Source organism: Acinetobacter sp. YH01018, from assembly GCF_013420295.1.
Lineage (GTDB): Bacteria > Pseudomonadota > Gammaproteobacteria > Pseudomonadales > Moraxellaceae > Acinetobacter.
Genome location: NZ_VOYL01000010.1, coordinates 46,481 through 59,058, shown reverse-complemented (window position 1 = coordinate 59,058; position 12,578 = coordinate 46,481). Strand labels below are relative to the sequence as shown.

At 42.6% G+C, this 12,578-nt stretch carries 12 protein-coding genes; 6 read left to right on the top strand and 6 right to left on the bottom strand.

Annotation, left to right across the window (positions count from 1 at the left end; translation table 11 throughout):
• The first annotated feature begins 23 nt into the window (after window positions 1-23).
• The 6 genes from lptC (at window position 24) to FTT83_RS05575 (ending at window position 4,215) form a co-directional block, all read left to right on the top strand.
• Complete coding sequence (gene lptC, locus FTT83_RS05600) at window positions 24-572, top strand: LPS export ABC transporter periplasmic protein LptC (RefSeq protein ID WP_086195103.1); 549 nt, start codon at window positions 24-26, stop codon at window positions 570-572.
• Window positions 556-1,122, top strand: a complete 567-nt coding sequence (gene lptA, locus FTT83_RS05595) for a lipopolysaccharide transport periplasmic protein LptA (RefSeq protein ID WP_180176339.1) — start codon at window positions 556-558, stop codon at window positions 1,120-1,122. Before lptC ends, lptA begins: the two co-directional genes overlap by 17 nt.
• Window positions 1,122-1,868 (top strand): LPS export ABC transporter ATP-binding protein, encoded by a 747-nt coding sequence (gene lptB, locus FTT83_RS05590; protein ID WP_166168127.1) that lies wholly within the window; start codon window positions 1,122-1,124, stop codon window positions 1,866-1,868. Before lptA ends, lptB begins: the two co-directional genes overlap by 1 nt.
• A gap of 162 nt (window positions 1,869-2,030) precedes the next feature.
• Window positions 2,031-2,630 carry a YigZ family protein gene (locus FTT83_RS05585; protein ID WP_180176338.1) on the top strand — a complete coding sequence of 200 codons (600 nt, stop codon included), beginning with the start codon at window positions 2,031-2,033 and terminating at the stop codon, window positions 2,628-2,630.
• The gene (locus tag FTT83_RS05580; protein WP_180176337.1) at window positions 2,623-3,240 is read left to right on the top strand and encodes a DapH/DapD/GlmU-related protein; all 618 of its coding nucleotides are present in this window, start codon (window positions 2,623-2,625) and stop codon (window positions 3,238-3,240) included. The genes FTT83_RS05585 and FTT83_RS05580 overlap by 8 nt, the downstream gene beginning before the upstream one ends.
• Window positions 3,241-3,372: 132 nt before the next feature.
• Entirely contained in the window at window positions 3,373-4,215 is an 843-nt protein-coding gene (locus FTT83_RS05575) for a universal stress protein (RefSeq protein ID WP_180176336.1), read from the top strand.
• A 142-nt stretch (window positions 4,216-4,357) separates the two neighbouring features.
• Here FTT83_RS05575 and FTT83_RS05570 read toward each other — a convergent pair whose 3' ends face one another.
• The 6 genes from FTT83_RS05570 to FTT83_RS05545 all read right to left on the bottom strand — a co-directional run bounded on the left by FTT83_RS05570 (window position 4,358) and on the right by FTT83_RS05545 (window position 12,574).
• Window positions 4,358-5,023 carry an O-methyltransferase gene (locus tag FTT83_RS05570; protein WP_180043665.1) on the bottom strand — a complete coding sequence of 222 codons (666 nt, stop codon included), beginning with the start codon at window positions 5,021-5,023 and terminating at the stop codon, window positions 4,358-4,360.
• Window positions 5,024-5,158: 135 nt separating this feature from the next.
• Window positions 5,159-5,872 (bottom strand): D-Ala-D-Ala carboxypeptidase family metallohydrolase, encoded by a 714-nt coding sequence (locus FTT83_RS05565; protein WP_086195110.1) that lies wholly within the window; start codon window positions 5,870-5,872, stop codon window positions 5,159-5,161.
• A gap of 140 nt (window positions 5,873-6,012) precedes the next feature.
• On the bottom strand, window positions 6,013-6,336 hold the full coding sequence (fdxA, locus tag FTT83_RS05560) for a ferredoxin FdxA (protein ID WP_004279936.1): 324 nt from the start codon (window positions 6,334-6,336) through the stop codon (window positions 6,013-6,015).
• A gap of 200 nt (window positions 6,337-6,536) precedes the next feature.
• Window positions 6,537-9,188 (bottom strand): DNA mismatch repair protein MutS, encoded by a 2,652-nt coding sequence (gene mutS, locus FTT83_RS05555; RefSeq protein ID WP_180176335.1) that lies wholly within the window; start codon window positions 9,186-9,188, stop codon window positions 6,537-6,539.
• Between the two features lie 329 nt (window positions 9,189-9,517).
• Window positions 9,518-11,527, bottom strand: coding sequence for an alpha/beta fold hydrolase (locus FTT83_RS05550; protein WP_180043653.1), 2,010 nt, complete (start codon window positions 11,525-11,527; stop codon window positions 9,518-9,520).
• Window positions 11,528-11,659: 132 nt separating this feature from the next.
• A complete protein-coding gene (locus tag FTT83_RS05545; RefSeq protein WP_166168139.1) occupies window positions 11,660-12,574 on the bottom strand; it encodes an ABUW_2363 family tetratricopeptide repeat lipoprotein in 915 nt (304 codons plus the stop codon).
• Window positions 12,575-12,578: the final 4 nt, after the last annotated feature.

Below are 12,578 nucleotides of genomic sequence, written 5' to 3'. Positions count from 1 at the left end.
AATTTGAGTTAAGTACCACACTTATGGATACAAAAGTTTTATACCTAACTGCTATAGCAATTGCAGCTATAAGTGGTGGTTACTACTATTACAGTGGTAAGGGCAACAAGCTCGAGGTTGACTCAGCCAGAAGCATGACCTATTCCGCTGAAAAAATTAACCTGACTCAAACCGATGACAACGGTAATTTGTATGCCCGTGCTCAGGTCGATCGTATGGAACAGGACATGCAAAAAGAAACGGCCAAACTCGAAAACCTGAATGCTTCCCTGTATAAGAATGGCGCAGTTGATGCTACTTTTTATGCCAAAGTGGCGAACAGTTATGATGATAATCAAAAGGTGATTCTGTCGGGCAATGTTGTGGCGACCAAGTTGATGCAACAGGGCAAAATGCAGTTTCAGACTCAGGAATTAACCGGATATCCTGACACTCGGGAAATAGAGACAGACAAACAGGTCATTGTGCAATCTCCGCAAGCTGAATTTGTAAGCCAGGGGCTGAAAGCCAATTTAAATGACGGTCAATACGAATTTTTTAATATTCGAGGAAAATATGAACCACAATCTTAAGCTTACATTGCCTAAAACCTTGCTTAAACAAGCAGCTTTAGCCGGTTGGGTTGTATTCTCGTCGGCAGCTGCATTTGCCATTCCATCTGACCGAAATCAGCCTATTTCATTGGTCGCCGACCGTGCAACCTATAATGAAAAAACCGGGGTGACGACCTATAGCGGGAATGTCATTATTGAACAAGGCACCATGAGATTGCAAGCCAACTCTATTGTTGCCAATCTGAACAGCCAAAAACAGATTAGTAGCATTACGGCGACAGGCGGTCCGGCACGTTTTCAACAGCAAACCGAGGTCAATAAAGGTTTGGCGAAAGGTCAGGCACAAAAGATTCTTTATAATGCCCAAACTGGCATTATCACCTTGTCCGGCAATGCATTTTTACAGCAGGATGGGGCAAGTATTCGCGGTAATACTTTGAAATACAGCATGAATAAAGGTGATGTTGAAGCGACAGGTACACCGAACAATACTGGCTCATCTTCAGGTCGCGTACAAATTATTATTCCACCATCTAGCTCAAAAACGTTCCCAGGAGCACGTGATTAATGGATCAACCGCTAAATCAGCCCCAAACATTGTGTATTAAACATCTGGCAAAAAACTATAGTAAAAGATGGGTTGTGAAAGATGTCTCTTTTCAGATGCAGAGTGGACAGATTGTAGGCTTACTTGGTCCAAACGGTGCGGGTAAAACCACAAGTTTCTATATGGTGGTGGGTTTAGTTCGGATGGACAAAGGTGAGATTCATTTGGATGATCTTGATTTGTCAGACTTGGCCATGCATGAACGTGCCCGTAAAGGCATTGGTTATTTGCCGCAAGAAGCCTCAATTTTTAGAAAACTGACGATTTCTGAAAACATTATGGCAATTCTTGAAACCCGTAAGGATTTGAACAAGCAACAGCGTCAACAGCGTTTAAATGAACTATTGGCAGATTTTAAAATCACGCATATTAAGGATTCACTGGGGATGAGTGTGTCTGGTGGTGAGCGCCGCCGTGCTGAAATTGCCCGTGCTTTGGCGGCCGATCCCAAGTTCATGTTGTTGGATGAGCCTTTCGCGGGGGTTGATCCTATTTCTGTAGCGGACATCAAGGATATTATCCGTGAGCTTAAAGACCGCGGAATTGGTGTATTGATTACCGATCATAACGTACGGGATACATTAGCGATTTGTGAGCATGCCTATATTGTCAGTGAAGGTGCGGTAATTGCAGAAGGTACACCGCAAGAAGTGCTTGAAAATGACACTGTGCGCAAAGTCTATTTGGGTGAAGATTTTACTGTTTAATTAAAGTTTAATCAGAATGATTTAATCTTATAAATTACAGTATCATTTGACTTAAAATATTTTTTTAATTTAAGAAACCTTCTTTTATAGGAGGTTTTTTTGTATCTGCAAGCGGTTCAAAACAGGCTATACTGCTGCTGTATTGTTATTTATTCCAGATTTATGCCATTTACAATTGCCTCATCCGTTACTTTCGAAGAAGACATTAAAAAAAGTCGCTTTCAGGCGATTGCTACACCAGTAGAAAATGAACAGGATGTCAAAAACTTTTTAGAGTTCCATAAAGATATCACCACCACACATCAGTGCTGGGCCTGGAAAATTGGTCATAATGTTCGTTTTAATGATGATGGTGAACCATCAGGTACTGCGGGAAGACCGATTTTGGCAACCATTGAAGGCAATGAATTAACCAATATCATCGTTCTGGTCAATCGCTGGTTTGGCGGTATTAAACTCGGAACGGGCGGGCTAGTTCGGGCCTACGGTGGTTGTGCAGGGCAGTGCCTGGTACTGGCGGAAAAAATTGAACTGATTGAAAAAAAGAAAGTCAGCTTTGCCTGTCAGTTTAATGAATGGGCCATTTTTCAGTATGAGTTGAACCAGCAAAACATCGAATTTCAAGAACAATATACTGCCACAGGCGTACAGGTCGAAGCCTTGTTACAAGTTCATCAAATTCAGCCTTTGGCACTGAAAATTCAGGATGTGACTCGCGGACGTGAACAACTGAAAATTGTAGAAGAGCCGAACTATGACTGAACAGGATCCGCTATTAAAATATCGTGAACAGCACAAGCATCGTTTGAATTACATGCCGTGGCTGTACTGGTCATTAAAACCGAAAAATCGCGGCTGGGCAGAACAGTGGCAAAAAGAATATCAGGCTTATTTGATGGAAATGGAAACTGTCGAAATTGGTGAAAACTGTTTTATTTCACCGCTGGCCCATATTTTTGCCGAGCCAGGCCGGAAAATCATGATTGGTGATAATACTTTCATTGCCGCAGACTGTACCTTGCATGGTCCTTTAGAAATTGGCAATGAAGTGGCCATTAACCATCACTGTATTCTCGATGGTGGGCGCATGGGGATCAAACTGCATGATCAGGTCCGTATAGCTGCATATTGCCATTTATATGCCTTTGACCACGGGATTGAACTTGCACAGCCCATTTACCAGCAAGCGGTACGTTCTCAGGGTATCGAGATTGGGCAAGATGTCTGGCTGGGCGCGCATGTGGGGGTCAAAGATGGTGTTAAAATTGATGCTCATGCCATTGTCGGCATGAACAGTATGGTCACAAAGAATGTTGAAAAGGCAACTATTGTTGCAGGTAATCCGGCCAGGTTTATTCGTCATCGGGATTAAAAAATCCAAGAAAATGAAGATGAATTAGGGAGTAAGTTTAATTACATAAAAGCCTGCACAGCGGTGAAGAGTTATGCTAAGTTAAAATAACAATTAGACTTAAAGCCTGTATGGGCGAAAAGCGAGGCGAAAATGAAACGTGTAATCGCTTGTATTGATTCTTCTCCATGTGTAAATGCAGTGGCTGAAGCTGCGGCATGGGTTGCAAAGCAGACACAACGTGAATTGGTACTATTACAGGTTTTAGATTATTACCCGGCTAGTTATCATTTGGGGGAAATTAGTGGGGTGATCGGGTTTGAAAGTAATGCAATGTTACTGAAAGAACTGGCAGAACTTGAACAAAAACAAAGTGAACTGGCACTGGATTACAGCAATAATCTTTTAACCCATATTTCTGACATGATTCAGCAGAAGTATGAGATTAGCACCTCGCATCTGCAAGAAAAAGGCGATTTCCTAGAACAAAGTTTTCATGTGCTTAAAGAAGATGACATCGCCATTATTGGCCGGGTCGGAGAGCATTCTGCGGAACGCAACAAACCAATAGGCAGTAATGTAGAAAATTTTATTCGTGGTGCAAAATGTACCGTAATGACCGTCGGGGAACAGTTTAAACCACCCACACGATTCATTTTTGCCTATGAATATTCACCAACCTGCGTTAATCTGATGAAACGTGTCGCACAAAGTGATTTATTAAGACTCTTACAGTGCCATCTGTTATATGTAGGTGATCATCCGGAAATACTGAATGAACCTTCGCAGTATTTACGTGATGCCGGGATGGATGTGGTGACTGAATACCGTTATGGCGATGTTTCGGAAAATATACTGGAATACCAAAGTGAACATGGCATACAACTGATATTGCTGGGTGCATTTAGTCACAGCAAGATTCGCCAATTCTTTTTGGGAAGTGTGGCAACAAGTATATTCCGAAACTCAACCGTACCCTTACTGGTGGTGAAATAACTGAGTCAATATCTAACAGGTTTGATTAATAATTGCCCATAGTTATCCGCATAAGTTGTGGATAACTATATGGACAGTATCTGTAAGTTATTAATAAAAAACAAAAAAAATAAAAAGATTGTTTTTTAACCTTTGTGTCATATTATTTCACTATGGCAAGTGCAAAGCCATCATGTCCTTTGCTACCAACTGTTTGTAATGCAGTACAGGACAAAATTCGAGGATGGTCTTGCAAGGCGACAAACATATCGCGAATACCTTCAATACTAGGTTTGTGGTTTGCAGGATTAATGATCTCGCCAGCACGAATCACGTTATCCAGCACAATAATAGTCCCTGAATGGGACAAGTTTAAGCTGAGTTCTAGATACTCTGGATAACTCTGTTTGTCGGCATCAATAAACACAAAGTCAAATGGTTCAAAATCTGCAGGCAATGCCTTTAATACATCTGCTGCACGCCCTACCTTAAGCTCAATGGTCTGCGGAAGTTTGGCATGATCAATATTTTCCTGACCCAAAGCTGCATGAGTATCACGACCCTCAATGGTCAGAATGTAGCCATCTTCTGGTAGCGCACGAGCCAACCACATTGTACTGTAGGCAGCAAAGGTACCCAGTTCCAGTACACGTTTGCACTTGTTCATCTGAATCAGCATTTGCAGCAGCATGCCCTGATTGGGTGCGACTGCGAGGTGATCTGGAAAACCTTTATCTTCAGTATTTTTTAATGTCTGTAGCAGAATGGGGTCTTCTGGAATTAAATGTGAATCGATGTAAGCATCAATCTCTGTCCACATTTGTTGCATAGTCTGGTCACCTGTGTTGCGATGCATGCATTTTAAACTTTTCCATTCAGAGTGCAATTTATCGTTTTGATTTATTGAAAATAGGGCAATAAAAAAGAGATCAGCAGGATCTCTTTTTTACCGCAATACACGATTTTAAAAATTACACATCGAGCTGTGGCGTGAGTGGTCTGGACCCCAGGTGCGGTAACCTTGAGTATCAATATGGATTTGACCAGAAGCATATAGCCCAAGTCCCATATTCAGGCTTTGTCCGTACTGCACCCAGAATTGACATAATTTAAATTTGCTATTTTCAATAAATGCATAATCTTCTGCTTGGGGCACTTCAGGCCCAATACGGAAATCGATCGCCGAATTAAATAAGTGGCGTGATGAATTTGCGCCACCGGCACACTGGTTAAGTGACAAATCCCGGTAAACAGAGGTCACTTCAAAGTCAGTAAGCACTTTGGCAGCAACCAGGTATTTAAAGACACGTAAAGTTGCAATTTGATTGTTCCACAATTCACGGTTAGGAATCATATATTGTGGACGGCCGCATTTTTGCCAGTCACGGGCAGAACGCAACAATTCGAAACTTGGGATAATATTGCCGACACCATTACGTTCCAGAAAATTTTCATATTCACGGACACGATGTAAATTATCACCGATGGCAATCCATGAATTATAAACATAAGGTACTGTTTTAGGTGGAATTGGGCGTTCAAGGCTAATGCGTTCTTGAGGAATGAAGATCCGTTTTCCATGGGGCATTTGCCCTTGTTTCTGAGGAGATGTGCTACATCCAATCATGACAAGTGGGACCAAGCTCAAGCCCAGTAAGCCCTTTAAAACATGCTTCATTATAGAAATCAGATATTTATAAATACATGCTATTTTAATCTAATTTGAAGGATAAAATTTGAAAATATTGCAATCAAATGTTTTTTTAAGTATAAAAAAAGATCAGCCTATGCTGATCTTTTTCAGGCTCAGAAACAGTCTTATTTTTCCAAGTATTGTAACTTGTCGGCTTTACCGTTCCATTCTTCACGATCGGCAGGCTGGTCACCAATTTGAGTGATGTTTGGCCATTTTTGTGAAAGATCGGCATTCAGCTCAATAAAGACTTCCTGACCTTCAGGCAACTCATCTTCCGAGAAAATAGCATTTGCCGGGCATTCAGGTTCGCATAATGCGCAGTCAATACATTCATCTGGATTAATCACGAGGAAATTTGGACCTTCGTAGAAACAATCTACCGGACAAACTTCTACGCAGTCTTGGTATTTACATTTAATACAATTTTCAGTGACAACAAAGGTCATGGCGACAGCTACCTAAAAAATATGGTTCTAGTTACTCTTGCTGTATTTTAGGCAAAAATGCTGCTAAGTAACAATTGCTTTTATTGATATTTATTATATATAAGGCTGTTAATTTTAGTAAAAATTGAATATTTCATTAAATATATGTAGTAAATGAAAAAGACTTCTATTTAGAAGTCTTTTTCTGGCACAGATTTAAATTAGCTTTCCAGGGCATCTTTTAAAGCATAAATCTGTTGCAAAGCTTCACGTGGAGAAAGATTGTCTACATCCAGCGATCTTAACAAACTTAGTGCAGGGCTATCTTTTTCAATTTCCACTACACGTTCAATAATTTCTACAGCCGGTTCATCGATCGCACTAAACAAGTCATTTTGTACTACCTTATTGACCTGTTGATGTTGCTGTTTTTCCAGAATCTTTAACCGATTTTGTGCTTCTTTGATCACGCTGGCAGGAATACCGGCCAGTTTTGCCACCTGTAAGCCATGGCTTTGACTGGCAGGGCCGTGCTGAACCTTGTGTAGCAGGATTAAATTACCGTTCAGCTCCTTGGCTGTGACATGATAGTTATCAATTCCTGATTCCTTGCCCAGTTCGGTCAATTCGAAATAATGAGTCGCAAACAGGCACAGGCACTTAATCCGTTTGCTCAGGTCAATCACACAAGCCCAGGCTAGAGACAAACCATCATAGGTACTGGTTCCGCGTCCGACTTCATCCATCAGTACCAAAGACTGGTTGGTGGCATGATGCAGAATTTGCGAAGTTTCGGTCATCTCCACCATAAAAGTCGATTTACCGGTCGATAAGTCATCTGCTGAACCAATACGGGTAAACACGCGATCAATCGGGCCTAATACTGCGGACTTTGCAGGCACATAGGAACCGCAATAGGCCAGTAAACTGATCAGTGCGGTTTGACGCATAAAGGTGGATTTACCGCCCATATTCGGACCGGTCACAATGGCCATACGGTGGTTGAAGTCCAATGTGGTATCGTTCGGGGTAAAAGCAGTTTTGCTTAAGGCTTCCACCACAGGATGCCGGCCTGCAACAATTTTAACCCCAATTTCAGGGCTGAATTCTGGACGGGACCAGTTGCGTAAACGCGCCTGATGGGCAAAATTGGCCAGCATGTCAATCTGGGCAATAGCGCTGCTCATCATTTGTAAATTGCCAATGTCTTGACGTAATTCATCCAGCAGCATTTCAAACAGCATTTTTTCACGCGCGAGGGCACGTGATTCGCTCGACAGGACTTTATCTTCAAAAGATTTTAGTTCCGGCGTGATATAACGCTCAGCATTTTTCAAGGTCTGGCGACGGATATAATGATCCGGTGCTTGCTCGGCTTGAGCGCGGGTCAGTTCAATATAGTAGCCACTGACACGGTTATAGCCAATTTTCAGGGTTGAAATACCGGTGTTAGCACGCTCTTGAGTTTCCAGATCAATCAGAAATTGTCCTGCATGATCACGGATTTTACGCAGCTCATCCAGTTCATTGTCAAAGCCTTCTGCAATGACATTGCCATCACGGAGTAATACTGGTGGATTTTCGACAATCGCAGACATCAGGCGTTGATGCAGGCCATTAAAATCACCCAGCTCATCTGTCATTTGCTGAATCAGAACGGATTGCTTAGTCTGCGTCATTGGCTGTAGGGCATGGCGTAAAAAAGGAATTTGCGCACAGGCCTGACGTAGTTGTACCAGATCACGCGGACGTGCCCTGCCTAAAGCGACACGGCTCAATACACGTTCAATATCGCTAATTTCTTTCAGGACCAGACGAATCGGTGTTTCATGATAACCGCTTAACATAGCAGCAATGGCATCCAAACGGGCATCCAGTATTTTGGTGTCGCGTAAAGGTTGCATCAGTGTACGGCTGAGCAGTCGGCCACCCATGGCAGTCTGGCAGTCATTGATCAGCTGGAACAGGGATGTACCATGTTCAAATAGAGGTTCAACCAGTTCCAGATTGCGACGCGTGACCGGATCTAGCGCAATAAAATCACTGCTTTGTTCTAGCTGAATCGAGCGGATATGCGGTAAAGCAGTTTTCTGGGTTTCTTTGGCATAATGGATCAGTGCCGCTGCCGCCGCTTTGGCCAGCGGTAAATGGTCAATTCCGAAGCCGGACAGGGTAGATACCGCGAACTGGTCACATAAGGTTTTTTGTGCATTATTCAGGTTGAAATCGACATTCGGACGACGGGTCACAGGGCAGTCGAGTTGTTTTTTGATCTGCTCGATAATATTGGGATCGACAATATCTTCATCTACCACAATTTCACTTGGCATTAAGCGGGAAAGTTCAATTGCCAGTTGTTCGTGATGAAACTCTTGTTGTTGTACCTTGAAAATACCGGCACTTAAATCCAGCAATGCAATACCAATTTGCCCCTGATGTAAGCAGAGTGCAACCAGATTGGAAGACTGATGACTGTTCAATAGCGCATCATCGGTCAGGGTGCCCGGAGTGATGATACGCACCACACCACGCTCCATAGGTGCCTTTCCGCGAGAGCCTGCGCTCTCGCCCTCACCCAGCTGTTCGCAAATGACCACGGTTTCGCCTTTTTTGACCAGACGGGCCAAATAGCCTTCAGCGGCATGATAGGGAACACCTGCCATGGGAATCGGTTCGCCATTGGCCTTACCGCGGTGGGTTAAGGTAATCCCCAGTAATTTGGCGGCTTTATGGGCATCGTCAAAAAACAGTTCATAAAAGTCACCCATGCGATAAAACATCAGGGAGTGCGGGTGCTGCATTTTGACGCTCATGTACTGCTGCATCATCGGCGTTAAAGTGGAAAGATCAGCCATGATTTCCGGGTAACTCATTGAGGTAAAATCCTTAAATATTTAAATACATCTCATCGTTAAAATTTGGCTGTCTCACCAATTTCAAATTTATGCATGAAACGATATGCGTTAAATCCTAGACTCTGGCTTTGTTCTTATTCTTATTTTCAAGCCAACCCGAGCTATGGAAAAACGCTATTTCATTTGCTCAGACATCTTATCAAATTTGCATGAATTGCGAAAAATGCTTTGCAGTAAATGAATAAAAATTAGGAGAACAGTTTGACGGGTTTTATCGCAGTGCTGATTGTACCGGCAATGAAAATGACGCTGCGGGTTGATACGAAACTGGAGAACTCAAGCGGACATTAGGGCTGATGCAAACCAAGTCTGGTTAAATGTAGACGCAAGATACGACGCAATTCTAAAACAGCTTCTGGTGTTTCCTGAATGGAATGACCGCCTTTAATAATTTTTTCCGAAATAGCACCCTCCAGATGGGCACTCTTATAGGGCACTATGTCATCAGTGATCACATGGATATCATTACTGTTGGTGATATTGCCAATAATGGAATGAAAGACCAATCCTTTACGCGGGTTAATGTCTTTGGTCAGTTCAATAAACTTGGACTGATAACTTAAATCACTCGGTCCATTTTGAATCAGGCCATGATCAATCTGCTGTAACAGCTCTTTCAAATCCAGATCCTGAGTTTGTATGCTATCGCTAATCGCAGAGAGGAAAGCTCCGGGAATACGGATGATTTTACGTGCTGCCTTGGTAAACCAGCGATCGGCATAATCGGTTCCCCGATGCGGGGTGGCCAGAAAAATCGCCCGAGAAAAATTAGGAATGTCCTTGATCACCAGGCGCTGCGAAATAATCGGTAATTTCTGAAACTTGTTTAACTGACGATTATTCATCATGGATAAGGCTTTTTGGGTTAAGTCTGCATCACTGACCAAAAGCCGGGCAATAATGCCCCCCATACTATGTCCGACCAGTACCGCATCTTTTTTGGCAGGGGCATTGGCATCGACCTGGGCAAAGGCCTGAGTCAATAGGGCATAAATCTGAAAACGGCTTTCCATAATCGGCATATTAGTTGAATAAAATACCTGCCAGACCTGAAAATTTTCCCGTAGTACTGTGTCCCCCATAATATCGTTCGTCAGACGAATCCAAGCTTCGGGACTACTGGCCAGACCGTGGATTAAGACAATCACTTTTTTATTCGGATTATAAGGTTCCAGCATATATAAATGCGGCATGGTGAGATGATCATCACGGTCAATAAGGGTTAAATAGGCTGCCCGGCCGAGATTGTTTTGTGCAAGCCATAAGCCATAAGGCGTAGAAAAGTTTCCAGCCAGCGGATAGGTCTTTCCGGCCATATTGACCTGATCATATTTGTACGGATCAAAGGCTTTTATTTCAAATTCTGCATTGTTTAAAATGTCTTCTACACTGCTGGCCGCTTTAGGCTGGGCAGTCAGGGTTGCCGCTAAATAGCGGGCCTGATGAATATTGGGATTGACCCCGTTTTTGTAACTGAAATTTATTGGGTTAATAATATATTTATTTTTCCCTTCGCTAATACCATCCTTGACCTGCGGTAGAACCAGGACAAATTCTGAGCCAAAACCATCGCGACGGTTAATGGAACGTAAGCCTGAAAAATTCAGGTTGTAACTGGAAAGCAGCTGCTCGATTTTCTGATTTTTGAGCTGTGGATAGTAATCAAAGTTGATCTGATAAATACTTTTACCCACCTTGACCTGTGGCTCAACTACAGTAGGTTTATGACGCAAGGCATAAGCAGTTACCAGTTTAGCCAGTGCTAAATTATAAAAGTCACGTATTTGCACCTGCCGGTTGTCAAAAATGCGGTCTTTGGGCTGTCGTTTGGTCTTAAACATGTAGGCATAGCTGTAGCGGATACTTTTATCCAGCATATACAGTTGCTGATCCAGACATTGATCATAGGTTTCTTGTTGCTGTTTCTGTTTTTCTTCGGATCGGGTACTGGCTAAAGTACTGGTTTTACAGTCAGAAGAATTTTCAAATTCCAATGCTTTGGCCAGGTAAATTTCGCTGGAGGTAGAGAGCAGCTGTTCGTCCTGAATTTGCGGAATCTGTTGCAGTTCCTGAATACACTGGTCGGGTTGGTCGGAACAGATTTTAGCTTCACGACCGGTCATGGACAGCACATTTAAACTGGCTTCACTCAATTTATTTCGGGTAAGGATACTTTCACGTTCATTGGCAATGGTGACATTAATGCCTTGGCTTTTGACGCTGACAATTTGACAACCTGTAAGCAGATAACTACTCAGCAGTGAGGCAAATAAAAGCTGATATATTTGTTTTGGCATAAAGTATGTCTACGTTCAGTATTTATTTGAGTTTTGTTCATCATACGATGATTCTTCTAATTTTCAATTCGTACATATAAAAATAGACCGTTTTGAACGGTCTATCTGAAAGGTGAATGGACAAAGTAAAAATTAAGACGTTTTAGCCGGATTAAGTACTTGCCATACATTCCAGCGACCTTGCTTTTCAATTTCGGCAATTAAGCGGTCAGCAACTTCAGCTTCTTGCGGATATTTCACTTTGTAATTTTTCAAGACCTGAATCGCATTTTTCTTTTGTTCCATGGCAATGTAATTGTTTGCCGCGGATAAATAGGCTTCCTGCACACCTGCCTTCATGGCCTTGTCTAAATAAGGAATGGCTTCACGTTGACCACCACCTTCAGATAAGCCAAAACCGAACCAGAAGTTTGCCTCGGCATCTTCTTTATTAATTTTCAAAATGCGCTGTGCATAAGTTAAAGACTTGGTGGTATAGACTGAACCCAGGTCCAGGTTACGTGCCATAACACTGGCTTTAAATGCACGAATCAACACATCAAAAGAGGCATTGTCTTTGGATGCCAGGGTATCGAGCTGTTGAGTCACTTGTTTCAGTTTGGCTTCAAAGCCTTTACGTTCCTGACGTTCAGTAAAACGAGGCGGATAATGGCGTGCTTTGCCTTCTACCAGCTGCAAGAAGTCATCAATTTCGGTGATATCTACTTCATTGTCACCCGCCACAACCGCATATTTTACATTACGTTGCTTGCTGTTCACGGTAGGAATAATCAGCTTATTGACATCAAGCATCACTTTTTTCTTTGGATCACCCGGCAGTGTGACTTCCATTTTGGTTACCGGCTGTGCAGCAGCTTTTTGTAAGGCAATTTCAAATGGAGGTGGGGCATCATAGTTAAATGGATTTAGCGCATAGAATGGCGCAGTCAATTCAGGTTCAGTGAAAACGATCGGTGCATTGGAATTTTTATCTTTTGTTGGTGTCGAGCTACAGGCTGAGAGTAAAGAAACAGCAATCAATGTACATGCCAAAGGCTTAAGGGTCATAGGG